18 protein-coding genes are annotated in these 25211 nt (G+C 62.4%); 6 read left to right on the top strand and 12 right to left on the bottom strand.

Features of this window, described 5'->3' with window-relative positions; genetic code table 11:
• Positions 1 to 2: 2 nt before the first annotated feature.
• The 8 genes from B2U07_RS18135 to B2U07_RS18170 form a co-directional block, all read right to left on the bottom strand.
• A complete protein-coding gene (locus B2U07_RS18135; protein WP_296277424.1) occupies positions 3 to 3731 on the bottom strand; it encodes a glycosyltransferase in 3729 nt (1242 codons plus the stop codon).
• Positions 3724 to 4941, bottom strand: coding sequence for an ABC transporter ATP-binding protein (locus B2U07_RS18140; RefSeq protein ID WP_296277425.1), 1218 nt, complete (start codon positions 4939 to 4941; stop codon positions 3724 to 3726). Before B2U07_RS18140 ends, B2U07_RS18135 begins: the two co-directional genes overlap by 8 nt.
• Positions 4938 to 5711, bottom strand: coding sequence for an ABC transporter permease (locus tag B2U07_RS18145; protein ID WP_275545423.1), 774 nt, complete (start codon positions 5709 to 5711; stop codon positions 4938 to 4940). Before B2U07_RS18145 ends, B2U07_RS18140 begins: the two co-directional genes overlap by 4 nt.
• Before the next feature lie 103 nt (positions 5712 to 5814).
• A complete protein-coding gene (gene gmd, locus B2U07_RS18150; RefSeq protein ID WP_275545422.1) occupies positions 5815 to 6861 on the bottom strand; it encodes a GDP-mannose 4,6-dehydratase in 1047 nt (348 codons plus the stop codon).
• On the bottom strand, positions 6858 to 8243 hold the full coding sequence (locus tag B2U07_RS18155) for a TolC family outer membrane protein (RefSeq protein WP_275545421.1): 1386 nt from the start codon (positions 8241 to 8243) through the stop codon (positions 6858 to 6860). Before B2U07_RS18155 ends, gmd begins: the two co-directional genes overlap by 4 nt.
• Positions 8243 to 9559 (bottom strand): HlyD family type I secretion periplasmic adaptor subunit, encoded by a 1317-nt coding sequence (locus B2U07_RS18160; RefSeq protein ID WP_275545420.1) that lies wholly within the window; start codon positions 9557 to 9559, stop codon positions 8243 to 8245. The genes B2U07_RS18155 and B2U07_RS18160 overlap by 1 nt, the downstream gene beginning before the upstream one ends.
• Positions 9560 to 9571: 12 nt before the next feature.
• Entirely contained in the window at positions 9572 to 11290 is a 1719-nt protein-coding gene (locus B2U07_RS18165) for a type I secretion system permease/ATPase (RefSeq protein WP_296277426.1), read from the bottom strand.
• An 81-nt stretch (positions 11291 to 11371) separates the two neighbouring features.
• Positions 11372 to 12499 (bottom strand): glycosyltransferase family 4 protein, encoded by a 1128-nt coding sequence (locus B2U07_RS18170; RefSeq protein WP_296277427.1) that lies wholly within the window; start codon positions 12497 to 12499, stop codon positions 11372 to 11374.
• Positions 12500 to 12745: 246 nt separating this feature from the next.
• Here B2U07_RS18170 and B2U07_RS18175 point away from each other — a divergent pair, with 246 nt between their 5' ends.
• Positions 12746 to 14188, top strand: coding sequence for a TolC family outer membrane protein (locus B2U07_RS18175; protein ID WP_296277428.1), 1443 nt, complete (start codon positions 12746 to 12748; stop codon positions 14186 to 14188).
• Between the two features lie 186 nt (positions 14189 to 14374).
• Here the strand turns inward: B2U07_RS18175 and waaA are convergent, their stop codons facing one another.
• Both waaA and B2U07_RS18185 read right to left on the bottom strand, forming a co-directional pair.
• Positions 14375 to 15640 (bottom strand): lipid IV(A) 3-deoxy-D-manno-octulosonic acid transferase, encoded by a 1266-nt coding sequence (gene waaA, locus B2U07_RS18180; protein WP_296277429.1) that lies wholly within the window; start codon positions 15638 to 15640, stop codon positions 14375 to 14377.
• Between the two features lie 43 nt (positions 15641 to 15683).
• Positions 15684 to 16571 carry a LysR family transcriptional regulator gene (locus B2U07_RS18185; RefSeq protein ID WP_296277430.1) on the bottom strand — a complete coding sequence of 296 codons (888 nt, stop codon included), beginning with the start codon at positions 16569 to 16571 and terminating at the stop codon, positions 15684 to 15686.
• A gap of 88 nt (positions 16572 to 16659) precedes the next feature.
• Between B2U07_RS18185 and B2U07_RS18190 the strand changes: the two genes are divergently transcribed.
• The 4 genes from B2U07_RS18190 to B2U07_RS18205 all read left to right on the top strand — a co-directional run bounded on the left by B2U07_RS18190 (position 16660) and on the right by B2U07_RS18205 (position 20087).
• A complete protein-coding gene (locus B2U07_RS18190; protein ID WP_296270351.1) occupies positions 16660 to 16992 on the top strand; it encodes a DMT family transporter in 333 nt (110 codons plus the stop codon).
• Positions 16993 to 17054: 62 nt separating this feature from the next.
• Positions 17055 to 18230 carry an NAD(P)/FAD-dependent oxidoreductase gene (locus tag B2U07_RS18195; RefSeq protein WP_296277431.1) on the top strand — a complete coding sequence of 392 codons (1176 nt, stop codon included), beginning with the start codon at positions 17055 to 17057 and terminating at the stop codon, positions 18228 to 18230.
• Positions 18227 to 19036 (top strand): aldo/keto reductase, encoded by an 810-nt coding sequence (locus B2U07_RS18200; protein ID WP_296277432.1) that lies wholly within the window; start codon positions 18227 to 18229, stop codon positions 19034 to 19036. The genes B2U07_RS18195 and B2U07_RS18200 overlap by 4 nt, the downstream gene beginning before the upstream one ends.
• A gap of 142 nt (positions 19037 to 19178) precedes the next feature.
• On the top strand, positions 19179 to 20087 hold the full coding sequence (locus B2U07_RS18205) for a metal ABC transporter ATPase (protein ID WP_296277433.1): 909 nt from the start codon (positions 19179 to 19181) through the stop codon (positions 20085 to 20087).
• 16 nt (positions 20088 to 20103) lie between these two features.
• Here the strand turns inward: B2U07_RS18205 and B2U07_RS18210 are convergent, their stop codons facing one another.
• Positions 20104 to 21636: an AhpA/YtjB family protein gene (locus B2U07_RS18210; protein ID WP_296277434.1), complete on the bottom strand. Its 1533-nt coding sequence runs from the start codon at positions 21634 to 21636 to the stop codon at positions 20104 to 20106.
• A gap of 174 nt (positions 21637 to 21810) precedes the next feature.
• On the opposite strand from B2U07_RS18210, the gene serB reads away from it, so the two are divergent.
• Entirely contained in the window at positions 21811 to 23025 is a 1215-nt protein-coding gene (gene serB / locus B2U07_RS18215) for a phosphoserine phosphatase SerB (RefSeq protein WP_296270355.1), read from the top strand.
• Positions 23026 to 23088: 63 nt separating this feature from the next.
• Here the strand turns inward: serB and B2U07_RS18220 are convergent, their stop codons facing one another.
• Complete coding sequence (locus B2U07_RS18220) at positions 23089 to 25158, bottom strand: EAL domain-containing protein (protein WP_296277435.1); 2070 nt, start codon at positions 25156 to 25158, stop codon at positions 23089 to 23091.
• Between the last annotated feature and the right edge of the window lie 53 nt (positions 25159 to 25211).

The following is a 25211-nucleotide window of genomic DNA, read 5'->3' on the forward strand; positions in this document are numbered from 1 at the left end:
ACTCATGGATGCTGTTCTCTGTTGCGAAGAATGATCCGCTGAAGGTTGTCGGCACTTTGCTGCCAGGTCAGCCAGGGCATGTCAGTGGAGGCAGGCCTGAAACCGTCGAGCTGCCAGGCGTTGATGGCTGCAGCCAGTTGTGCCGGGTTGCCGGCCTGGAAGTACGCGGCATGCTCGCCCGCGACTTCGCGGAATACCGGGATGTCACGTGCCAGGATGGGTAGGCCTTTCTGAGCGGCCTCGATCAGGGGCAGCCCGAAGCCTTCGTCTTCCGAGGCAGCGAGCAAGCCATCGGCTTCGGCGTACAGGCGCTCCAGGAACTCGTCGCTGACGCCATCGAACCAGTGCAGCCGCTTACCCATTTCCGGGTGCTGACGCAGTAGTTGCATCAGTTTGGGAATATCGCGGCGCTGGCCGTCGGCCAGATCCGTCCAGCCCTCGCGGCCGACGATCAGCAGGTTGATGTCCACGCCCTGCTGCCACAATTCGCCGAACGCCTGAACCGCCTGCAAGTAGCCCTTGCGCGGCTCCAGCGTGCCGACCATCAGCACGCTGGGACGCGCGGCGATGCCGGCGAACAGTTGCTCGGCGTCATCCGGCAGGCCGAGCGTGGGAGCGGAGCCTGAGAGGTCGGCACCATGATGGGAGTAGTCGATGGCCAGGGTTTCGGCTCGCGCCGGGCGCTCCTGGCGTAACCATGCCCGCAGTTCCTCGCTGACGGTGCGGGTCACGCAGATGATGCCGTCGAGCGCGATGGCGTGCTCCAGCCAACGCCCGAAATGCTGGTGCGACTGGGCAGGGAACAGTTCGGGGCGTGTTACCGGCAGCAAATCGTGGAGCAGCAGGTGGCAGCTCACGCCCTGCTCGCGCAGATGTTCGTACAACCCGCTCTGGCTGGCCCGTACCAGGGCCTCGCCGGAATAGTCGAGGGCAATGAGGCGATCACCAGGGCGGCAGGCGATGCCGCGGTCCGGCACGACGGCCTCGATGCCGAGCATGCGGCAGGTGTAGGCATTAGCCAGGCGATAGTGCCAGCGTCCATCCTGGTGCGTGAGGTAGACCGGCTCTACGCGATAGCCTTCTGGCGGCGATTGCAGCAGGGCGAGCGTCAGGGCGCGGGCAACCCGCTCGATGCCAGTACGTCGTTCCGACTGCGCGGTGGCGGTGATATCGATGTAGATACACGGCTGGTGCAGGCTGACCGGCTGAGACGGCATCAACTGTTCGGCCACCGCCAGTAGGGTGTTTCGATGCAGCGGCTGAGGCAATTTGCCTAGCGCCTTGAGTTGTAGTTGGCGGCTGGCTTGCTGCTCGGCGACCACCTGACTGATGGCTTGCTGGTAGAGCGCCGCACAATGTTGCGGCGCGTGCTGCTGCTCGATGATTGCGCGCGCACGCTGGCCAAGCGCCTGGCGTTGCCCGGCGTCATCGCCAAGCGCCTGCAGCGCGGCGGTCAGGGCTTCATCGGTGAAGTCATCGGCGATGCGATAGACGCTGTCGCTGCTGAGGTCGGCCATGCTGCCGTTGGCGTTGACGATGGTCGGCAGGCAGTGGTTCATGCAGTCGAGAACGGCGGCAGAGGTTTCCCCGCGCGACAGTGCGCGCAACTGCACGGCCATGTCGGCGGCACCGAGATACAGCCGATAATGCTCGCCATCCACCCGGCCGGTGATGCGAACCCGATCCTGCAGGCCGCTCTGGGCAATGGCGGCGCGCAGCTTCTGCGCATAGGCGCTCTTGCCGAGCTCGCCGACGAAAATCAGATAGCTGTTGTCAGACCGCGCCAGGGTACTGGCCAGCCAGGCCTGAAGCAGGCGATGGTTGAGCTTGGTTTCGCCCAGTTGGCCGTAACTGCACAGGATGAAGGCGTCACTCGGCAGTTGTAGCCGCTGGCGGATGGCGTGTTTGTCACCCAGTTCGGCTGGCGCCCGTAGCAGAGGGATGGTGTGCCAGTCTGCCCCGGCTTGCGGCCCGTACCATTGCTGGGCAAGGCGAATGGACACCTCGCCATGGACGATAATGCCGGTCGCACTCTCGATGATGCTGCGGTTGAATGGATAGGTGTAGGCGATCTGCGCGCTGCCAGCTCCCTCCAGGCATTCCCTGAGGGCCAGGTAACCATGGCTGTATTGCAGTTCGCGCAGCTTGACGCCACGGTGCTCGGGTAACTGCTCGAGCGCCCAGATCAGGCCGCTGAGGTAGAAATCATGCAGCACGACAATGCCGGGCACGTCGTCGAGCAGTGCCACCATCCAGTCGTGATAGGCCGAGTTGCCGATATGGTAGAGCACCGCATCGAAATCATCGGCGTGCTCGCGCAGCCAGGCCGCGTCATGAATCGGGTAGGCATCTGCCGGCTGCAGCGGGTCGAGCTTGGGTTGGTTGACGATGACGTCGATACGATAGTGTTCTGCCAGTGCAGGCAGCAGTTCGGCGCTGTAATCGGCGATGCCGGTGTGCTCGGGCGGCAGTGGCGATACGAATGCCAGACGGGGCTTGCCTGCCGGCGCAGGACGGTCGACCTGCTGCAGGGAGGCCAGGTGGCGCTGCAGGCGCACAACTTGGGGCGCATAACCATCCTGCAGGGTATCCTGCTGCAGGGCATTGCGGCTGAGGGCCAATTCCAGGCGTTGCAGCCTGGCATTGAGCGCCGGCATTCGGTTGAGTACTTTGCGTGCCGCGCCGGCAACGGTTGGGTTGCGTCGTGCACAGGCGATGGCCAGGCCAAGCGGTCGCAAGGCAAAGCGGGCAAGCCCGCGCATGTTGCCATGGCGAACGAAGTCGGTGAACTCGCGCAGCGGCCGGGTGATGCGCCAGGAGCGGCTGCTGTAAATCTGTGCCAGCAGAGCCTCGGTATGCTCGATATGTTGCGCGTGCAGAGCGTGACGCTCGGCAAGTTGTTCGATCTGTGCCTGCAGTGCGCTCAGCTGTTGAGTGTGCCGGGCGTCCTGTTGCTCGCGCTGTTGCTGACTCTGCAGCAGTTGCAGGTGCTGCTGGTCGTGTCGCAGAGCCAGCGACTGCAGGCTGAGGCCATATTCATGTTGTAGCAGCGTGTTCAACTCATCATCGCTTCGCCCGCCTGCCTTGCGTGCGATGACGGCGTAGTCCGGGCTGGCTCCATACAGCACTTGCCAGAGGCCGATGAAAGCCTCGGGGTTATGCAGGGCCGGGTCCTCTTGCAGGCGCAGTATGCTGCTCTGCGAAAAACCGGCGTGCTGGCAGAGGAACTCCAGAAACAACGAAGGCACGGGGCGCTGATGGGTCGGGTCTAGGTAGAAGCTGTTGGTGCCGACCAGCAGGTTCTCGCTATTGGGCGTTTCCATGATCAGCAGGCCGCCCGGTACGAGTACCCGACGTGCTTCGCCGATCAGCTCGCGCAGGTAATCGAACTCTAGGTGCTCGACTACGTGAAAGGCGGACACCAAATCCAGGCTCTCGGGCGGCAATTCGCGCAGGGCGCTGAGCGCGTCCTGATTGCGTGCCTGCAGGCCGGATTCATGACAGGCGCGCAGCATCTCGTCATCGAGGTCGACCCCCTGCGCGCTGATGCCCTCGTCTTGCAAAACCCGCAGCCATTCACCACGACCGCAGCCGATATCGAACCCCTGGGCCTTCGGGTTTTGCTGCCGCAGCGCTTGCAGAAAGGGCCGGTAAATGGACAGGCGGCGCTGAATTTCGTCCACTGGCGCGCGGAAGCGCTCTTCCAGCGCTCGGTAAAAGGTGTCACTCATGGTGCTGTGTACACTCCAGATTCGCGCCTAGCCAGGCCACACCGGCGAACTCGGGGTGGCCCTGGTTGATGACTTCAAACATGATGGCGCGCTCCTGCCACGCGTAATTGCGATCGATATGACCGTTACGGCTGTGCAGGGCTAGCGTGATGGAATAAGTGCCGGGGCCGATGCTGGCATCGAACTCGAAGTCCCAGCACAGCTGTTGGCCCGCCTGGGGCGCCTCGGCGATCTGTTGCAGGTGGCGGGTATTGGTGCCGAATACGTCCTGCCCGTAACGGTCCTTGATCAGAAAACCGATTACCACGTCAGGCACCGCCTGCTTGCAGTGGGCAGTTACCCGCAGATGCACGCGTTGGCCGACGTCGATTTTTTCCACCGGCCGCCCATCGGCGAGCAATGAAATATCACCGAATACCAATTCGCCCGTGCCCGATAGCAAGGCTTTGGCCTGCGGGTCGTAGGTGATCTTTTGCTCCTGGTGAGCAGCGAGCATGGCATTGTAGTAATCCATTACCTGGTCGGGCTCGCCCTGCATGACCACGCGGCCATGTTCCAGCAGGATGGCGCGGTCGCAGATGCTCTGGATGGCCTGTTTGTCGTGACTCACCAGCAATATGGTGGTGCCTTCACGAGAAAACTGGCGGATGCGTTCGAAGCTCTTGTGCTGGAAGTAGGCGTCGCCCACTGACAGTGCCTCGTCGACGATCAGTATGTCCGGGCGCCAAGCGGTTGCCACCGCGAATGCCAGACGCACCTGCATGCCGCTGGAGTAGGTACGGACCGGCTGGTCGATGTACTCACCAATTTCCGAAAAGGCATGGATGTCGTCGATCAGCTCATTCACTTGCCCGGCCGTGTATCCCATTAGCCCGGCGACGTGATAGACGTTCTGCCGGCCACTGAGATCCGGGTGGAAGCCCATGCCAAGTTCGAGAATGGCAGCAATGCGACCGCGCACGGCGAGGCTGCCGAGCGTCGGCTTGAGGGTGCCGGTGATGATCTTGAGCAGCGTGCTCTTGCCCGCGCCGTTGAGCCCTATCAGGCCGACGGTTTCACCGGCCCCAAGCGTGAAGGAAATGTCACGCAGCGCCCAGTGCTCTTCGGCGCCCGGCGTGGGAATGCCCAGCCAGGACAGCACCCGGTGGCGCTCGCGTCGATATTGCCTGAACACTTTGCCCAGATTGGTTATCTGCAACATTGCACTCATAGCGCGTCCACCACTTCTTCAATGCCGCGGCGGTAAAGAAATATCGCCAAAACCATCACCAGCAAGGCGAGTGCTGCTGGGTAGAGTAGCGCTGACAGATCCGGCGCCCGTCCGAATACAAGCACTGCCTGATAGGCCTGAACGATTGCCGTGAGCGGGTTGTAGGAAAGCGCCAGTTGAGCGGTAGGCGGCATCACGTCCAGGGTATAGACGATAGGGGTGAGCCAGAAACCGAACTGCAGACCGATCCCGACAAGCTGTCCTATGTCACGCATGAACACATTGAGAATGCTGATTGCCAGGCCGAGCCCGGCCGCCAGGAAGATCACCAGCCCGTACAGCACGGGCAGCCAGATCAGGCTGGCTATGACGTTGTGGCCAAGCACGACGAAGATCAGCAGGATGGCCAGCAGAAGCAACAGGTTGTTGATGATGGCGCTCCCCAAGGCAGCGATGGGAAGTGCCAGCCTTGGGAACGCCATCTTCTTGATCAGGTTGCTATTGTCGATGAATACGCCGAGGCTGCGTCCGACGATGTCGGAAAACAGCGACCAGGCGAGAATCCCGGACATCAGGTAGATGGGGTAGGCGTGTTCGGACTGCACGCCGGGAAACCTGGCCTGCATGAACATGGAGAGTACGAAGGCGTAGATGGCCGCTTGGGCCAGAGGCAGTAGAACGATCCAGATAAGCCCCAGCCGGCTTCTGACCACCCGCGCCATGAACTCATTGCGAATCGAGCTCTTGATGAAGTGGCGTGCGGACCACATTTGCGCGACTTTGCTGTTCAAACGGCTGGAAACCTCGCTGTTGAGATGCGGGGCCGACGTTTATCGGGCTTCGATAACGTCGGCCATGCGGCATCGTGGGATGTTAGAAGGACTTGCCTGTCTTGACGCGCTCAAGATCAGCCTTGACCATCAGGTCGCAAAGCTGCTCGAGGGTGGTATGCGGTTTCCAGCCAAGCACATCCTGGGCCTTCTGCGGATTGCCGATCAGCAGTTCCACCTCGGCGGGGCGGTAGAAGCGTGGGTTGACCTGTACCAGCGTCTTGCCGGTATTCACGTCCACGCCTTGCTCGTCTTCACCGCTGCCGCTCCACTCGAGCTGGATGTCCACAGCCTTGAACGCCATGTTGACGAAGTCACGCACGGTTTCGGTGCGGTTGGTGGCGATCACGAAGGTGTCCGGCTCTTCGGCCTGGAGCATGCGCCACATCAGGTCGACGTACTCCTTGGCGTAACCCCAGTCACGCTTGGCATCGAGGTTGCCGAGCTCGAGCACGTTCTGTTTGCCAAGTGCGATACGGGCAACGCTGTCGGTGATCTTGCGGGTCACGAACTCTTTGCCGCGCAGCGGCGACTCATGGTTGAAGAGGATGCCGCTGGTGCCGAAGATGTCGTACGACTCGCGGTAGTTGATGGTCATCCAGTGCGCGTACAACTTGGCGACACCGTAAGGGCTGCGCGGGTAGAACGGAGTCGACTCGACCTGCGGTGTTTCCTGCACCTTGCCGAACATCTCCGAAGTGGATGCCTGATAGAAGCGAATCTTGGGATTGACGATGCGAATCGCCTCTAGCATGTTCACCGCACCCAGGCCGGTGATTTCTGCGGTGGTCAGCGGTTGCCCGAAGGACACGCCCACGAAGCTCTGTGCCGCAAGGTTGTATACCTCGTCCGGCTCTGCCATCTGCAGCAGTCTGATGCTGGCGCTCAGATCGGTGAGGTCATGCTCGACGAGTTCGAGGCTGGGATGCTCGGCGATGCCCAGCTCTTCGATACGCCAGAAATTCACCGAGCTGGTACGGCGATAAGTGCCGAAAACCCTGTAGCCTTTATCGATAAGAAAGGCAGCCAGATAGGCACCATCTTGCCCAGTGATACCGGTTATAACCGCGGTTCTACTATGCATGCTCATTCCGTTGTTTTCCGCTCGAGGGCACGCGCTTCTTCATTGTTCTGCGCAAGCCATTGGTTGACATTTTCGATGCTGCTCTCGCTCAAGCCACCAGCCCAGCGATTGAGAGACAACAGACCATTGATGAAGTCGTACTGCGACTTTAGAAGGTCCCGACGTGCCTTGTATTCGTTCTGCACGCTGGTGAGCACATCGACGGCATTGACCACACCGAAGCTGAATCCTTTTTCGGCTGCAATGCTCGATTGTTCAGCAGATTCAAGTGCATTGCGCGAGGCTTTGACCTTCTCGACACTTGCCTGAATGCTCAGGTAGGCGCTGGTGGTTTCCTTGAGTACTTGCCTGCGCACCCCTTCGAGTTGCTGTTCGGCGGTAATCTGATCGTTATAGAGCGCGCGCACTCTGGCCGAGGTCGAACCGCCGCTGTAAAGAGGGATCTGTACGCCCAGTGTGGCGACATAGGTGTCGGTTCGAGGCGCGAGGGTGTTGTCATAACCTACATCGCTTCGCTGAGCGCTCAGGCCCAGGCTCAGGCTTGGATAATGGCCACCGCGAGCTTCACGCAACGCAGCGTTGGCAGCTGAAACACCGCTTTGCTGTGCCTGCAGAGCCGGGCTTGCATTCAACGCGCGCTCTGCCCAGGACTCCAGAGAGCCTGACGGCACTTGCAACTCGACATCTTCCCGAATGCGGCTCAGCCGCTCGTTCACGGGGCGTCCTACCAGTTCGGCGAGCGCTTCGCGGCTCAGACGCACCTGGTTACGTGCCTCGACTTCCTGTGCGGCCAGAGCATCGACACGAGCCTTGAGGTCCAGCACGTCGGTGACCATTGCCATCTGGCGCGCATAGAGTGCGTTGACTCGATCAAGGTTCTTCTGGGTCGCTCGGCGCTCAGCCATGATCAGTTCAAGTTCGTCGTCGGACGCCAGGGCAACGAAATAGCGCTGGGCCAGTTCGATAGTTGCCTCTGCCTGCGCATCGGTAGACTCGAATTCGCTCTGTTTGGCGAGGTCCTTGAATTTCTGGTAACGCTCCCAGGCTTCCTTGTTGTAGAGGTGCTGGCTGAGACTCAGGGCGTAGCGATCATTGTTGTACTGCTCGCGAGTTCGCTCGTCATCGCGGCTGGTACGGTTGAAGCTACTGTTGGCGCTCACTTGGGGCAGCAAGGCACCGAATGCTTCGCGCTCGCGCTCGCGCCCTGCCTGGGCACGGGCGAAGGCCATGAGTACGCGCGGGTCCTCCAGCCGAGACTCGCGATACAGTTGCGCCAGGTCGGCGCTGTAGTTATTGGCGCTTACACCGCTGGGGGCGGTTTCGGGCTCGGCGGCGTAAGCTGTGATGCTGGTACCCAGTACCAGCAAGAGAAACAGGCGGTACATCATCAATCCTCGATCAGCGAACGCGCTACCGCATTGGTGATCGGTTGCATGATGTATTGGAGAAGGGTCCGATCGCCCGTATTGATGAGAACCTCGGCAGGCATCCCAGGCTGCAGTTTCAGCGAGCCCAGCGTCCGCGTCCCGTTCTCGGTCAGGCTTACTCGGGCGAGGTAATACGGCATGCCTGTCTGTTCGTTGATCAGCCGGTCGCCAGAGACATGGTTGACCGTACCTTCCATAACCGGAGTCGCACTGCCGAATGCACTGAACCTGATATCTGCAGTTTTGCCAGGCGACACACGGTCGATGTCGACCGGCGAGACCTGTGCTTCCACGACCAGATCGGAAACCGACGGCACGATATCCAGCAGAGGCGTTGCCGGGCTGACCACGCCCCCGATGGTGTGCACCTTCATACCGATGATCATGCCGTCATCAGGGGCGCGGATCACGATCCGTCTCAGTCTTTCCTCAAGGGCCGACATGCGCTCCTGAAGGTCGAACACGCGCGTCTGGACTTCAGCCAACTGGCCGACGACCTCGGAACTGAAATCCTTGTTCAATTGTAAGATCTGCAGCTCCGTCTCGCTGATCTGCAATTTTGTCTTGGTAATTTGCGAGCCGTGATCGGCTATCTCGGCGCGTTCCATGTCGAGCCTGCGCTGCTGATCGAGCAGGCGCTGCTTGTCGACGAAACCTTCTGACAGCAGCTCGGTGAGCTCGCCAATTTCACCCTGATAGGATTTCTCAAGATTTCGTTTGGTCGAGATCATGGACTGCAGGCCGCGAATCTGCTCGTGCAATTGGCCTATGCGCTTCTCCAGCACGGAAACTTCGCCAAGGCGTGAGCCACGGCGCGCATTGAATACCTGGGTCTCGCCCTCACGAGCCTCGCGGGCACGCTCGCTGTCGATTTCCAGCATATTGCTGAAGTCGATTTCCGGCAGTTCGTCGCGCTCGGCACGCAAGCGTGCTTCCATCGCCTGGGCTGCAATCAGTTGACTGCTGATCATTCCGTACTCGGCACGCACTTGCGTGTCATCGAGTACGATCAGCGGGTCTCCGGCCTTCACGACATCACCATCTCGCGCATGCAGCTCCTTGACGATGCCGCCCTCGAGATGTTGAACGGTTTTGCGGTAGGTCTGCACGGTAACGACACCGGGTGCTAGCGCAGCACTACCGAGGGGGGCAAAGACTGCCCAGGTGCCGAACAGGCCAAACGCTACGAACACGATTAGCATGCCTATGGTGCGAGGCTTGCGGTCGGAGGTAGGCAGGTCGGAAAAACTGCTATCGAGGGTTGGCGTGGTACTCATGTCTACCTCGATTCAGCGGTTGATTGCAGCAGGCTTGGCAGCCTGGGCATTTTGTTGCTTGTTCAATTCGGCTACTACCAGCTCGCGCGGGCCATAGAGCGCTATGGCACCGTCACGCAGCACCAGCAGACGTTCCAGTTGGTCCAGGATGCTGGTTCGATGAGTGATCACGAAGACAGTGGCGCCACGCGCTTTGAGTATCTTGAGGGCCGCAGCGAGCGCGCGCTCGCCTACCTCGTCAAGGTTGGAGTTGGGCTCGTCCAGCACGATCAGTCGAGGATCGCCGTAAAGAGCGCGGGCCAGGCCGATGCGCTGCCGCTGCCCGCCAGAGAGGTTGACCCCGTCGGCACCAATTACCGTGTCGTAGCCGTCCGGCAGTTGCAGGATCATTTCATGAACGCCCGCGATGCGCGCTGCCTCTACAACCTTGCCTGCATCGAGATCACCGAATCTCGCGATGTTGTCGCCGATGGAGCCTTCGAACAGCTCGATATCCTGCGGCAGGTAGCCGACATGCGGACCTAGTTCGCGCTTGTCCCAGGCATTGACGTCGGCACCGTCAAGCCGCACTACGCCGTGCTGAGGCGCCCATACGCCGAGAAGGGCGCGAGCCAGCGTGGACTTGCCGGAGGCGCTAGGGCCGATTACGCCCACGATCGAACCAGCCGCGGCAGCAAAGCTCACGTTGCGGATGATTGGGGCCTTGCTTCCCGGGGCACTGATGATGAGGTTTTCAACGCGTACCTCACCTTTTGGCGCAGGCAGGCTCATGCGTTCAGGCTCGGCCAGTTGCTCGTCCAGAATGTCGTTGAGGCGGGCGTATTGCGAGCGGGCACTGGTGAAGCCCTTCCAACTGCCAATGATCATGTCGATGGGGGCGAGGGCACGCCCGAGCAGGATCGACCCTGCGATCATCAGCCCTGGATTCAATTCGTGCTTGACCGCCAGGTAGGCGCCAAGCCCCAGCACCAGAGACTGAACGAACGTGCGGAACGTCTTGGATATGGAGCTGACGGTGCCACCGCTGTCGCTGGCCAGGGACTGGAGCAGCAAAACCTTCTTTTGACGCTGTGCCCATTTGGCCATGAGGGTTTCGAGCATCCCCATGGACTCGATCACTTCGGCGTTGCGAAGATTCTTGGTGGTGTAGAGGCTGGCAGCAATATTCTGCTTGTTGGCCTCGGCCAGCGCCTTGCCGGTCAGTTTTTCGTTCGCAACGGCCAACAGGAGCAAGATGATCGCACTGGCGATGGCCAGCCAGCCGAACCAGGGATGGAAGAGGAACATTACGCCAATGTATATCGGCAGCCATGGGGCATCGAAGAACGCGAACAAGCCATTGCTGGTAAGAAACTGCCGCAGCCCGGTGAGGTCATTGAGAGGCTGAGCAGACGCGTCCATGCCACCGCTGTCCAGGGCGCGTTTGAAGCTTGCGCGATAAACCTGGCGGCTGAGCATGACATCAAGCTTGGTGCTGACGCGTACCATCACTCGTGAACGCGCCCATTCGAGTGACCCCATGGTCATCATCAGTACAGCCATGATGAGGGTGAGCATGACCAGCGTGGAAATGCTCCCACTGGTCACTACTCGGCCATAGACCTGAAGCATGTAGAACGAGGGCACAAGCATCAAGGCATTGACGAAGAAACTGAAAACGCCAACGGAGATAAAGCTGCCCTTGCACGCCTTGAGAGCAACCTTGAGGCTGTTTTCTTTAACCTGTTGCATCGTATCAATACTGCCGAGACTTAAAAGCGGCGGATTCTAGCACTAATGCGCAGGCGCAGGGAGACCGTTGGCCCTCAGTGGTCAGGCTCCCCGTTGAGCCACGTCAATAGCCTCGTTATAGACAGCGAGGGTGTTTCGCCACATGCGGTCGGCGGTGAACAATTGCTCGAAACGCAAGCGAGCCTCAGCACCGAAACGCATGCATTCTACCCTGTCAGTCCAGAGGCGCTGCATTGCTGCTCGAAGGGCCTGCGGCGACGCGGGAGGGACGACCAGTCCGGTGACTTCGTGATGATTGACATAGGTGGTTCCGCTGCCAATTTCACAACTGATCATCGGCTTGCCCAGCATGGAAGCTTCCAGCAGCGAAATGCCGAATGCTTCTGATCGAAGGTGGGATGGGAATACCAGTGCGAGGGAGAGCTGTAGCAGGCAAACCTTGTCCTCATCATCAAGGCGGCCTAGAAAAACGACGTTCTGCAGCTGCAGGCGAGCAGCCTGCTCTTTCAGTGCGCTTTCTTCAGGGCCGTTACCTATGACAACTAACGGGAAGTTGGTGCCTTGCAGCGCATCCAGCAGGCTTGAAAGCCCTTTGTAGTAGCGCAAAACGCCGACAAACAGAAAAAAAGCCTCTCCAACGCGCTTTCGCCAGTAATCCAGACGTTCGGTTGACGCTTGCGGGTAAGCGTTTGCATCCAGCCCATAAGGAACGACCACCGTCTTGTCAGAGAAGTGGCGCAGAACTTCACTGCTTTGCTGGTAATTGGGGGACGCAACCATGATGCGCTGTACGCTGCCTAGAAAACGATTCATCAGCGGGCGATACAGCTTGAGTAAGGATTGTTGACGAACGATGTCCGAATGGTAGCTGACCACGCTGGGGCGGCCATGTCGCGTACAGAAATGTACGAGATCCATCATTGGCCAGGGAAAATGAAAATGGATGACATCCGACTCGCGGGCCATGGCACTGAAGCGCTTGAAAACGTCCAATGAGAAGCCGGTGGAGGCGATCTGGATATTTTGTCTGGCCCGTGTGACCTGATGATGTTCGACGTTGATTGTCTCTGGGGTCGGCTCGGGACTCAGTGTCAGAACTTGCGCTTGGACGTCATTGGCTCGAGCCTGCTCGCACAACTGAAAAATGACCTGTTCGATCCCGCCAGTGGTGTCTGGAAGGTAGGTTTTGAAAAAATGTAGAACGCGCATCGAACGGCCGGGCAAATAACCAAGGGGCGCGCAGTTTCCAGCAAAGGCATCGCAACTTCAATGATGCCCATTGAACAGCATGGTCAGTGTTCTGCTGATTTCGGCAAGCCCAACGCAATAATTGTTGCGCATGAGCAACATAGCTTGCCGCAGACTAGACTTATGCCGCTTGCGGCGCGCTTGACCCTCGTCAGTGACGCCCCGTAGCCTTGCCGATTACCGCCTATTCAAGGATCGACATCCATCATGTTGCGCAGACTTTCCCTGGCAATCGCCGTGGCCGCCGCTTCGGTGGGCCTGGTTCAGGCCGCAGAGGCCCCGCTGTCGAGCAAGACCGACCTGGTCACCGTTTATCAGGAAGCGGCGAACAACAATGCCGATATCGCCGCCGCGCGCGCCGACTATCAGGCCCGCCGGGAAGTCGTGCCGCAGGCACGTGCCGGCTTGTTGCCCAACCTGTCTGCCGGCGCCAACTACGGTGACACGCGCACCGAAGTCGATTCGCCCAACGCTACCCTCTCGCGTAGCGGCCTGGTCTACCAGGCCAACCTCAGCCAGCCGCTTTTTCGCGCCGACCGCTGGTTCCAGCTGCAGGCGGCCGAGGCCACCAGCGAGCAGGCTGCGCTGGAGCTGTCGGCCACCGAGCAGAACCTGATCCTGCAGAGTGCAGAGACTTACTTCGAGGTGCTGCGCGCTCAGGACACCCTGGCCTCGACCAGGGCCGAGGAGGCCGCGTTCAAACGCCAGCTGGACCAGGCCAATGAGCGTTTCGATGTCGGCCTGTCCGACAAAACCGATGTGCTCGAGGCGCAGGCCGGTTTCGACACTGCCCGTGCCAATCGCCTGCTCGCCGACCGCGCGGTGGATGATGCCTTCGAAGCCCTGGTGACGCTGACCAATCGTGATTACGCGGCGGTCGAAGGGATCGTCCACACCCTGCCGGTGCTGGCACCTACGCCGAACGATGCCAAGTCCTGGGTCGATACTGCCGCCGCGCAGAACCTCAACCTGCAGGCCAGTCTGTATGCCGTGACGGCCGCGGAAGAAAACCTGCGCCAGCGCAAGGCCGGCCATGCGCCGACCCTGGACGCGGTAGCCAGCTACCAGAAAGGCGACAATGACAGTTTGGGCTTCAGCAACTCCGGTTCGCCGCTGTCGCCAGGCTATAGTGGCGACGTCTCGCAGCGCTCCATCGGCCTGCAATTGAACATCCCGATCTACAGTGGCGGCCTGACCAGCTCGCAGGTGCGCGAGGCCTACCAGCGCCTCGGCCAGACCGAGCAACTGCGCGAAAGCCTGCGCCGCCAGGTGGTGCAGAACACCCGCAATCTGTTCCGCGCGGTGAATACCGATGTGGAAACCGTGCAGGCGCGTCGCCAGTCGATCATCTCCAACCAGAGTGCGCTGGAGGCCACCGAGATCGGCTATCAGGTCGGCACTCGCAACATCGTCGACGTGCTCGATGCTCAGCGCCAGCTATACAGTGCGGTGCGCAACTACAACAACGCGCGTTACGACTACATCCTCAACAACCTGCGCCTCAAGCAGGCGGCCGGCACCCTCAGCCCAGCCGACCTGGAGGCGCTGGGCAGCTTCCTCAAGCCGGACTACAACCCGGACAAGGATTTCCTGCCGCCGGACCTGGCCTCTGCCGCCGAGGAGCGTCTGCAAGGCAATCCGGATTTTTGAGCCATTTGCTGGGACGAAAAAGCCCGACGCGAGTCGGGCTTTTGCTTTTAAGCGCGGTGGCGTATCTGACAGAGCGTAGGGTGGGCCGGGCGCGATCCGCTTCAGCCTACCAACTGCGGCCAGTCTTGATGTGGTGGGCTGAAACCCACCCTACCGATTGACAGCCGTAACCCGGATTGCATTCGGCTACAGAAGACGTTGCAACCCATCCAGTAGTCGCTCCAGCGCGCCCTGGTTGGCCTTGAGCACGTTCAGGCCGGCCTGGCTCATACGCTGCATCTCGCCAGGCTCGCCCAGCAGCGTCACGATCCTGCCTGCCAGTTGCTCGGCGTTTTCCACCTCGCTCAGGGCGCCGGCTTCACGCAGCTGCGCGGCGATTTCCAGAAAGTTGAACAGATGCGGGCCGCTCAGCACGGGTTTGCCCAGGGCCGCCGGCTCCAGCAGGTTGTGGCCGCCGTTGGCCACCAGGCTGCCGCCGACAAAGGCGATGTCCGCCAGGGCATAGAGAAACAGCAGCTCGCCCATGGTGTCGCCCAGCAGCACCTGATCGCCAGGCTGGACCGCTTCGCCGGTGGAGCGACGGCGAGTCGTCATGCCCTGGCCCAGGCACAAATCATGAACGGCATTGAAGCGCTCCGGGTGACGTGGCACCAGGATCAGCAGTGCGTCCGGTTGGGCCTTCAACAACTGACGGTGGGCGGCGAGGATGATCTCGTCCTCACCTGCGTGGGTGCTGGCAGCGATCCACACCGGGCGCTGCTCGGCCTGCCACTGGCGGCGCAGTTCAGCCGCCCGCTGTGGTAGTTCGGCATCGATCTTCAAGTCGAACTTGATCGAGCCGGTCACTTCCACGCAGCCAGGGCGAGCACCCAGGGCGAGAAAGCGCTGCGCCTCGGTCCGAGTCTGCACGGCGATCAGCGACAGCTCGGCGAGCATCGGCGCGGTGAGTTTGGCAAAGCGGGCATAGCCGCGTGCCGAGCGCTCGGACAGGCGTGCATTGGCCAGCGTTACCGGAATGCCGCGGCTGGCGCACTGGTGGATATGGTTCGGCCACAGCTCGGTTTCCATCACCACGGCCAGGCGTGGTTGTACGCGGTCGAGAAAACGTGCGGCGGCCCAGGGCAGGTCGTAGGGCAGGTAGCAGTGCTGCACACTTTCACCGAACAGCGCCTGGATGCGTTCGGAGCCGGTCGGCGTCATGCAGGTCACTGTGACCGGCAGCTCGGGGTAGCGCGCCTGCAGTGCGCGGATCATTGGCGCGGCGGCGATGCTTTCGCCCACCGATACCGCGTGCACCCAAATGCCGCCTGGTTTCATTGCCGGCAGGCCGAGGGAGAAGCGTTCGTTGATACGCCGAGCGTAGGCCGGTGCCTTGCGTGCGCGCAGCGCGAGGCGCAGGGCGATCAGGGGCAGGGCCAGGTGCAGCAGCAGGGTGTAGAGGAGTCTGTTCATGGGGGCGCAGCTTAGCGTCGCCGGCGATGCGCTGGAAGGGCAGTCATGCCTGCGGACGCAACAGTTCGCGTGCCAGGCAATCGGCCAGCCAGTTGGCCGCGGGGCCGAGCGCGCCGTCGCGGCGGGTGACCAGCTCCACCACCAGCGGCAGTGGCGCCCAGTCGCTGCGCAGTTCTTGCAGGTGGCCCTGGTACGTCGGATATTGCGCTACATGGCGCGGCAGCCAGGCCCAGCCAACGCCGCGAATCACCAGCTCGGCCATGACGTAGAAGCTGTCGGCGCGCCATACCAACGGGCTGATCTGCTCGCCACCGGGGTAGTGGCTGTCCTGCGGCGTCATCAGCAATTGGCGGTATTCGGCGAGGTCGCGGCGTTCCACACTGGCGAGTCCAGCCAGCGGATGGTTCGGGCTGCACACCGTGACCATCTCGATGGTGCCCAGACGCTGGCTCTCCAGCTCCCGTGGCATCTGTTCGTGGTGAAACAGCAGGCCCAGATCCGCCTGGTGTTGCAGTAGCTTGCGCGCCACGTCGCCCTGCGCGCCGCTGGAAAGCTGGACCTCCAGCAAGGGGAAGGCTGCGGCGAGCGCCTCCAGGCTCGCCAGCACCGGCTGGTAGGGCATGGCCTCGTCCTGCGCCAGGCGTAGACGCGCCTCTTCGCCTCGGGCCAGGCCCAGCGCACGGCCGTCGAGCCGTTCGCATTGCTGCAGCACGCTGCGCGCCTGTTCCAACAGGGCCTTGCCGGCTTCGGTCAATTGCGGCTGGCGCCCGCTGCTGCGCTCGAAGAGGGTAACGCCGAGATCGCTTTCCAGCAGGGCGATGGCGGTGCTGACCGCAGACTGCGCACGCCCGGTTTCACGAGCCACGGCAGAAAAGGAGCGGCATTCGGCGGTGCGTACGAACAGGTGCAGCTGATCGAGATTCCAGTTCATGGCGACCTATCTCAAAAACAGATAGGCAATGACTTTATCCCATCATCGAAGAATCTAGAATGGCGACCATTGTTCAGGAGCCGCCATCATGCCCGGATACCTCTATCTCGCCATCGCCATCGCGGCCGAGGTGGTCGCCACCACCTCGATGAAGGCGATCGATGGTTTCAACAAACCCTTGCCGCTGCTGCTGGTGGTTGGCGGGTACGGCATCGCGTTCTGGATGCTGACGCTGGTGGTGCGCACCATTCCGGTGGGCATCGCCTACGCCATCTGGGCGGGCTTGGGCATCGTCTTGGTCAGCGTCGCCGCGATGTTCATTTACCAGCAGAAGCTCGACCTGCCAGCCGTGTTGGGCATGGGGCTGATCGTCAGCGGTGTTCTGGTGATCCAGCTGTTCTCGCAATCGACCGGGCATTGATGGCCGTGGGGCAGGAGGCTGACGCGTTATACTGCGCGCCTGTTTTTCGCCGAGGCCCGTTCATGTCCCAGTCTCTCAGCACCGATGTCCTGATTGTCGGCGGTGGTATCGCCGGCCTCTGGCTCAACGCTCGCCTGCGTCAGCAGGGCTTTGCCAGTATTTTGGTGGAGCGCGGCAGCCTGGGCGGCGGGCAGAGCCTGAAATCGCAAGGCATCATCCATGGCGGTGCCAAGTATGCCCTGCATGGCGCGCTGACCGGTGCCTCCGAGGCCATCGCCGACATGCCGCGACGTTGGCGCGAGGCGCTGGCCGGCACGGGCGAGCTGGATCTGTCCGGCGTGCGTGTTCTCTCCGATGCCCATTACCTGTGGTCGCCAGGCACTCTGGCTGGCAACCTCACCAGTTTCTTCGCCAGCAAGGCGGTGCGCGGCCGGGTCGATCAGGTCAAGGGCGAGCAATTGCCGCCGGCGCTTCAGCATCCGAAGTTCAAGGGCAAGGTCTATCGTCTGGCCGAGCTGGTGCTCGACGTGCCGAGCCTGATCGCCCGTCTGGCCGAACTGGCTGGCGACGGACTGCTGGCTGCCGAGCGTATCGAGCCGCTGCAGGAAAATGGCGAACTGTGCGGGCTGATCGTCGATGGCCGCGAGATTCGCGCACAGCGCGTGGTGCTCAGTGCCGGCGCCGGTAACGCCGAGCTGCTCGCGGCTTTGGGTATCGAGCAGCCGGCGCAGCAGTTGCGTCCCTTGCATATGGTGCTGGCCAAGGGGCCGGCGCTGAAACCGCTGTACGCTCACTGCCTCGGCGGCGGGCCCAAGCCGCGGGTGACCGTGACCACCCATCCGGCGGCAGATGGCCAGTGGGTCTGGTATCTGGGCGGCGATCTGGCCGAAGCCGATGGCGTCGCCCGCGACGAGGCGGCGCAGATCCAGTCCGCGCAAAAGGAAATGGCAGCGTTGCTACCGTGGGTCGACCAGAGCCAGACGCGCTGGGCCACGCTGCGTGTGGATCGCGCCGAACCCGCGCAGTCGGGCCTGGTGCGCCCGGACAACGCCTTTCTCGCCGAACAGCAGCGCCTGTTGGTAGGTTGGCCAACCAAGCTGGCGCTGGCGCCGGACTTCGCCGATCGCGTGCTGGCCACGCTGCAGCGCGAGCATGTGCAGCCGGCGGCTCATGCACCACTGCCCGAACTGCCACGCCCATCGCTGGGCCAGCCGGTATGGGAGGCGCTGCTGCCATGAGCACGTTGCACGATCTGCATCGCCCGCTGGGCTCCACCGGATTGCGGGTTTCGCCGCTGGGCCTGGGCACGGTCAAGCTCGGCCGCGACCAGGGTGTGAAGTACCCCAACGGCTTCACCATTCCCGACGACGCCCAGGCCCGTGCCCTGCTGAATCAGGCGCGCGAGCTGGGCATCAATCTGATCGATACCGCGCCGGCCTATGGCGTCAGCGAACAGCGCCTTGGCCCGCTGCTGCGTGGCCAGCGCGATGAATGGGTGATCGTCAGCAAGACGGGCGAAGAGTTCGAGCAAGGCCAGTCGCACTTCGATTTCTCCCCGGCGCACACCCGTCTTTCGGTCGAGCGCAGCCTCAAGCGTCTGCACACCGACCGCATCGATCTGCTGCTGGTGCATTCCGACGGCAATGACCTGAGGGTGCTGCAAGATACCGGCGTCTACGAGACGCTGGCCGAGCTCAAGCGCGAAGGCAAGATTCTCGCCTACGGCATTTCCGGCAAGACCGTCGAAGGCGGGTTGCTGGCGCTGGAGCAGGGCGACTGTGCCATGGTCACCTACAACCTCGGCGAGCAGGGCGAAAAACCGGTTTTGGACTACGCTGCCAGTCACGCCAAGGGCATTCTGATCAAGAAGGCGCTGGCCAGCGGCCACGCCTGCCTGGCCGACGGTGTCGACCCGGTGCGCGCCAGCTTCGAGCTGATCTTCGCGCACCCGGGCGTCAGCAGCGCCATCGTCGGCACCATCACGCCTGCCCACCTGGCGGCCAATGTGGCGACCGTGGCGGATGTCCTGCAGGGCCTTGGCTGAGGCTGCGGTCACGTCCTCTTACAGCCTTGGGTTGTGTTGGGTGGCCGGCTTGGGGCAGCCTTGAACGGTTTTCGCTCAACCTGACCTCGCGTGAGCGCCGGCCGCCGAGCCGGTTCACGCCCAGACGGAACAAGGAGTCGAGATGGCGCGTACGCTGATCCGCAAGGACCCGAGTAACTTCAAGACCCTGCCGCTGTTCGTCGAAGCCAGCCCGGACGGGCTGAGCTACCGGAGCCTGGGACAGCCGCTGAACTTCCAGCAGATGCTCGAACGGCGCAGGCCGCTCGAAGTGGCCGACAGCTCGCGCTTTTCCGTGGAACTGGCCAACCTCGGCGTGTCGGTGCGCCTGACCCTGCGCCTGCAGGGACGTGATTACTGGTTGCTGGTGCGCCAGCGCCGCCCTGATCGCGGCGATACCGTACTCAAACTGATTTCCGGCTACGTGCCGGCGCATGAACTCAATCTACCGCTGCTCACCGCCATTCAGGAGGTGGCCGAGGAATGTCTGCTGGAAAGCGCCGATGGCTGGCTGGCCGGGCGCTTCGGCGATACCTGGCTGCCGACGCCCTATCAGGGTGCCCTGCGTTACCGGCAAGCCAGCCATTTTCGCCTCAGCCCGCTGTCCGGCGCGGCGCGCCCGGTGCAATGCGGCAACCTGACCTTGCTGGAGCGCCCGCGCGCCTACGTGCATGTGCCGACAGCGTCCCTGCAACTGGTCTACGACCTGAGCCTGGAGCTGCCGCGTGATGCCCGACAGTTGAGCCTGTTCCATGTCGATGAGTGCCTGGAGGATGGCCGCCTGGTGGCGCGCCTGGAGCGTCGTCGGCCGGATATCTACCTGCTGGCGCTGCACCGGGGCGCGCCCAGTGGCGGCTTGTTCACCTTGCGTAAGGGGATGCTGCAGGCGGCCAGCACTCGCGGGGTGTGGCTATCGGAAAGCTTCGCCGAGCAGGATGGCTGGCTGGTGCGTGACGAGCGGGTTCGCTGGAAGGACTGGCTGCTGCGTTACGGCGTCAAGATGCCGCAGCGGCGGGCGCTGGCCAGCGCCTAATCGATGAATCCGGGCGTCAATGCGCCCGGCTGTCGTGCATGCGCGTCAGCTGCCGTTCCAGCAGCGCCGGATAAGGGTCGAGCAGGCGCTCCACGCAGCTGGCACCTTCCGGGCTGGCGATCGGGCGGATGCGGGCGCGCTGGCGCGCCAGGGCATCCTGCGCGACGCGTTGCTCCACCAGCAGCAGGTTGCGGCTGTGCTGTGACAATGCGAGCGCGTCCAGGGCGCTGTCGCTGAGCAGCAGTTCGGCCTGGCCCAGTTCTTCCAGGTCACTACCCAGGGTCAAACCCAGTTGCAGTTGCAGGGTGATGCCGCTGTCGGCGACTTCGATCTGCAGGGCGTGGCCCAGGGCGCGCATCAGCTCGCCGCAGCAGATGGCGTGAGTCAGGTAGTCCTCGCCGCACTCGCGCTCGTGGAACAGCATCAGGCTGCTGCCGTCCTTGAGGGTATGCAGCTGCCCCTGATACAGCGCTGCGGCCTGCTCCAGGCAACCCCGGTAACGATCCAGTAGATCCAGCAGGCGCGTGCGCGGCAGGCGGCGCAGTTGCTCCTGAGCCCCCAACTGGATTGCCAGCACGGCGCTGGCCTGCGATTGTCGTGGGGCCTTGACCGCCGGTGCTGGCGCTGCGGATTCGGATTCATCGCGCAGGTCAGCGAAGGGATCGTCGGGCTCTATCGAGTCTGGCCAGGGCTTGAGCTGTTCATCATCGTCTTCATGCAGGTCGGTCTCATCGAACTCATGCTCGGTGCTGCGTTTCTGCGGCACGTCGACGCGTTCGTCATCCTCTTCCGCAAGGTAGTCCTCGACGTCATCGAGCAGCGGCTCGTCATCCAGCTCCGGCTCGGGTTCGGGCTTCTCCGGCACCAGGCGTGCCTGCAGCTGGCGCGCCAGGTCGCCGATCTCGTCGTTGCGCCCTGCGCCGGGTGCAGGATCGTCCGGGTCGCGCAACCACAGGCGCATTTGCAGCAATGGCGTGGAAATATGCCGGCCCAGGCGCATGCTCAGCGACAGCGTCAGCGCCAGCAGGATCAGGCTGAGAATGCCCATGCTCTGCAGGCTGATGGTCATCGGCTGCTGGAACTGGCTCATGTCCAGGCTGATGCGCAGCTGCCCGGCCATCACTTCCTGAAAGGTGATGGAGGTGGAATACAGGCCCTCGGTCTCGCCCAGCACGCTGCGTGTCGGGCGCGGGCCGGCTTCGGCGAGGATGCGACTGTCCACGCTGTAGATGGCGGCATGGGCCACCAGCGGGTTCTTCGCCAGGTTACTGAGCAGGACGTTGAGACTGAGGATGTCGTTGGACACCAGCAGTTCGGTGGCCGAGGCCGCCGTCTGGGTGATCAGCGCCTGGCCCAGCGCATCGGCCTGCTGCTGCATGGCCTGCTTGAACTGCATGCCCATGACCCAGGCATAGATGACCATCGCCAGCGCCACCAGCAACAGGCTGTGGCTGGCGATGCGCAGCACCAGGGGCACCCGCCGCTGACGCAGCGCGTGGAAGATCATGATGAAAAAGTTGTCGGGTTTGACGGGCGCGGGCCGGTTCACAGAGCACGGCTCTTGTCGACTGAAGTTGCCGCGCAGTATAGCGAGCGGCCTGGAGCGGGCAAAGCGCATGGCTGCCCGGATCGACGGGAAACTGGGTAGAATGTGCGCCTTTTCGTCGGTCGGTGGTCAATTCGCCGCCTGCCTGCCTCAATCGTTTGCCCTGGAGAGTGCGTCTTGCGCGAAATCGTCCTGATCAACATCACCGGCGAAGACCGCCCCGGACTCACCGCAGCCATCACCGGTGTGCTGGCCCAGGGCGGGGTGAACATCCTCGATATCGGTCAGGCGGTGATCCACGACACCCTGTCGTTCGGCATCCTCATCGAGATTCCGGATAACGGCCGCTCCCAGTCCGTGCTCAAGGACCTGCTGTTCACCGCCTATGAGCTGGATCAGCAGGTGCGCTTCACCCCGGTTTCCGAAGACGACTACCGGCAGTGGGTTGGCGGCCAGGGCAAGGCCCGCCATATCGTTACCCTGCTGACGCGCAAGGTCAGTGCTGAGCAGTTGCAGCGGGTCAGCGCCATCACCGCCAAGTACGGCCTGAATATCGATCATATCGACCGGCTTTCCGGGCGCATGCCGCTGGACATGCCGGCCGAGCAGGGCAAGGGATGCATCGAATTCTCCGTGCGCGGCGAGCCGGCCGACCCTGTTGCGCTGCGCGCCGAGTTCCTCAGCGTGGCGCAGGAACTCAACGTCGACATCGCCTTCCAACGCGACTCGGTGTTCCGCCGCAATCGCCGTCTGGCGGTGTTCGACATGGACTCGACGCTGATCGAGGCCGAGGTGATCGACGAGCTGGCCAAGGCCGCCGGTGTTGGTGAACAGGTAATCGAAATCACCGAGCGGGCCATGCGCGGCGAGCTGGACTTCCGCGCCAGCTTCAAGGAACGCCTGGGCTTGCTGCAGGGCCTGTCGGAGGATGTGCTGGAAGAGATCGGTGCGTCCCTGCGCCTGACCGAAGGTGCCGAGGTACTGTTTGCCGAGCTCAAGCGCCTGGGCTACAAGACCGCCATCCTTTCCGGTGGCTTCAGCTATTTCGCCAAGCAGCTACAGGCCAAGCTGGGTATCGACTACGTGTTCGCCAACGAACTGCAGATCGAGAACGGCAAGGTCACCGGGGTGGCCGTCGAGCCCATCGTCGATGCGCAGCGCAAGGCCGATCTGCTGCGTGAGCTGGCGCAGAAGGAGGGCCTGCAGCTGGAGCAGACCATCGCGGTCGGCGATGGCGCCAACGACCTGCCGATGCTTGGCCTGGCCGGCCTCGGTGTGGCGTTCCGCGCCAAGCCGCTGGTCAAGCAATCCGCCAAGCAGGCGATTTCCACCCTGGGCTTGGACGGCATTCTCTATCTGCTGGGCTATCGTGATCGCGAGGGGCAGGAATAAGCGTCGCGTTCTTTCGGAAATAAAAAAGCCGCCTGTTCAGGCGGCTTTTTCGTTGTTGCGATCTTATTCGTCGCCGGCCGAGAAGTCGTAGTCCATCGACTGGCTCGGGCCCTGCAGGTAGTAGCCCTGGATGAAGTTGACTCCGGCCTGCCACAGCGTGGCCAGGACGCTGGCGCTTTCGACGAAGGGCACGATGGTCAGCTTGGCCTGGGCATGCAGGCTGCTGAGCAGCGTTTTCAGCGCTTCCTGATTGTCGGCGTTGCTCAGGTCCTGGGTGAACGAGCCGTCGACTTTGACGAAGTCCACCTGCAGGTGCTTGAGCGTGTTGAACGGATTCAGGGCGCAGCCGAACTGGCTCAGGGCGACCTTGCAGTGCAGTTCAGCCAGGCCCTGGGTCAGTACCTTGGCCTGCTTCAGGTAGGTAATGGCATCGGGCTCGCTGAACTGGAATACCAGTGAATCGGACGGCAGGCGCGCGGCCTTGAGCGCCACGCTGAGCCAGGGCAGCAGGGTCTGATCCTGCAGACTGGCGCTGGACAGGTGCACGAACAGGCGGGTGTTGTGGCCTTTGGAGCGATGATCGGCCAGCAGCTTGATCGAGTTGAGGATCACCCAGCGGTCGATCTTCTCGCCCAGCCCGGCATCCTTGGCTGCGGCGAGGAACTGTGCAGGCGGCACTTCCTCACCCTGCGGGCTGAGCAGGCGCAGCAGCACTTCGTAGTGTTCGTGGGCGTCGCCACGCAGGCTGATGATCGGCTGGAACAGCAGGCGGAAGCTGTTGTTCTCCAGCGCCTGCTGCACCATCGCCAGCAGGTTGCCACGGTTGGCGGCGGCGGCCAGCTCGTCGGCCGGGTTGAACAGCTTGATGGCGTTGCCGTCGCTGAGCTCGTCGGCACAGCGGTGCGCGCGATCAATGACTTCCTGCGCCTTGGCGGTTTTCTCGCTGAGCCCCGCCACGCCGATCGACAGAGTGGTCTGCACGGTGCGACCGCTGACATCGAACAGGTGGCCCTCGACCTTCTTCAGCAGGGCCGCCAGGCTGGCCTGGCACTGCTCGGGCGCCTGCCCCGGCAGCAGGACGGCGAACACATCGTCACCGAAACGGGCCAGTTGGGTCTCCGCCGGGAAATGCGCGCGCAGCAGGCCGGCCAGGTCGGTCAGCAGCAGGTCGATACCGGCCAGGCCGATCTCTCCCTGCATGCCGGCGTAGCGGTCGACGCGGATATACGCCAGGGTCGAGGGTTGGCCGGTGCTGACGGCGCGCTCGGCGGCGTTGTCCATCAGCTCGAGGAAGTGGTTGCGGTTGAACAGGCCGGTGACCAGGTCTTGGCTGCTGATTTCGCGCAGTTTTTCTTCCAGCTCGGCATTGGAGGTTTCTGCGCGGATCACCACCTGGATGCACGGCTCGCCATCGTAGCTGGCCGGAGAGAAACTCATCTGCGCGGCGAAGCTGCTGCCGTCGGCGCGCACGCCCTGGCAACTGAGCTCGGCATGACCTTCGGCGTTCTGGTAGTTCTTCAGGAAGTCTTTGAACGAGCCGTGATCCTCGCAGGCGATCAGGTCGATCATCGGCATGCCTTCGAGCTCTTCGCCATCCTCGTAGCGGAACAGCTCAAGGTACGCGCGGTTGGCATAGATATGCATGCCGTCGTGGACGTAGGTGATCGCGTCCACAGAGCTATCAAGCAGCAACTGGCAGCGCTTTTCCGCCTCGCGCAGTGCCACTTCGGCAGCGCGACGGGCGCGACGTTCTTCCAGGTTGGCCAGCTCGCGCTTGGCCACCAGTACCAGGCGCTCGTCCTCGCCTTGCGGGAGGGCGTCCTGCGCACCGAACAGCAGTGCTTCGGTAATGATCTCGGAGTCGTTGTCTTCGACCAGCTGGATGACGGGGATGTCCTTGGCCTGGCGGCGGATGGCGGTGATCGCTTCGCTGGGATCGAGATGCTCGCTGCTCGGCGCGCAGATCAGCAAATCCCAGGTCTGTTGCAGGGTTTCAGCCAGGTCGTCGCTGGAGGTCAGGCGATGCACGCGCGTAGCGTGCCCGGCATTGCGAAACAGACTGACCAGGCGCTCTGCTTCGTTCTGTGAGTCTTCGAGAATCAGCAGGCGGATGGTTTTTTTTTCGATGGCCATAGAGAAGGTCATTACCGCGCCGAACGGGCGCGAAAAGGCGACAAATGGTGAGT

The organism is Pseudomonas sp. UBA7530 (assembly GCF_002479365.1).
In the GTDB taxonomy this organism is placed as follows: domain Bacteria; phylum Pseudomonadota; class Gammaproteobacteria; order Pseudomonadales; family Pseudomonadaceae; genus Aquipseudomonas.

Coding starts and splice junctions, on each gene's coding strand:
- B2U07_RS18135 (WP_296277424.1), bottom strand. CDS start 3,731: ATGAGTGACACCTTTTACCGAGCGCTGGAAGAGCGCTTCCGCGCGCCA.
- B2U07_RS18140 (WP_296277425.1), bottom strand. CDS start 4,941: ATGAGTGCAATGTTGCAGATAACCAATCTGGGCAAAGTGTTCAGGCAA.
- B2U07_RS18145 (WP_275545423.1), bottom strand. CDS start 5,711: ATGTGGTCCGCACGCCACTTCATCAAGAGCTCGATTCGCAATGAGTTC.
- gmd (WP_275545422.1), bottom strand. CDS start 6,861: ATGAGCATGCATAGTAGAACCGCGGTTATAACCGGTATCACTGGGCAA.
- B2U07_RS18155 (WP_275545421.1), bottom strand. CDS start 8,243: ATGATGTACCGCCTGTTTCTCTTGCTGGTACTGGGTACCAGCATCACA.
- B2U07_RS18160 (WP_275545420.1), bottom strand. CDS start 9,559: ATGAGTACCACGCCAACCCTCGATAGCAGTTTTTCCGACCTGCCTACC.
- B2U07_RS18165 (WP_296277426.1), bottom strand. CDS start 11,290: ATGCAACAGGTTAAAGAAAACAGCCTCAAGGTTGCTCTCAAGGCGTGC.
- B2U07_RS18170 (WP_296277427.1), bottom strand. CDS start 12,499: ATGCGCGTTCTACATTTTTTCAAAACCTACCTTCCAGACACCACTGGC.
- B2U07_RS18175 (WP_296277428.1), top strand. CDS start 12,746: ATGTTGCGCAGACTTTCCCTGGCAATCGCCGTGGCCGCCGCTTCGGTG.
- waaA (WP_296277429.1), bottom strand. CDS start 15,640: ATGAACAGACTCCTCTACACCCTGCTGCTGCACCTGGCCCTGCCCCTG.
- B2U07_RS18185 (WP_296277430.1), bottom strand. CDS start 16,571: ATGAACTGGAATCTCGATCAGCTGCACCTGTTCGTACGCACCGCCGAA.
- B2U07_RS18190 (WP_296270351.1), top strand. CDS start 16,660: ATGCCCGGATACCTCTATCTCGCCATCGCCATCGCGGCCGAGGTGGTC.
- B2U07_RS18195 (WP_296277431.1), top strand. CDS start 17,055: ATGTCCCAGTCTCTCAGCACCGATGTCCTGATTGTCGGCGGTGGTATC.
- B2U07_RS18200 (WP_296277432.1), top strand. CDS start 18,227: ATGAGCACGTTGCACGATCTGCATCGCCCGCTGGGCTCCACCGGATTG.
- B2U07_RS18205 (WP_296277433.1), top strand. CDS start 19,179: ATGGCGCGTACGCTGATCCGCAAGGACCCGAGTAACTTCAAGACCCTG.
- B2U07_RS18220 (WP_296277435.1), bottom strand. CDS start 25,158: ATGGCCATCGAAAAAAAAACCATCCGCCTGCTGATTCTCGAAGACTCA.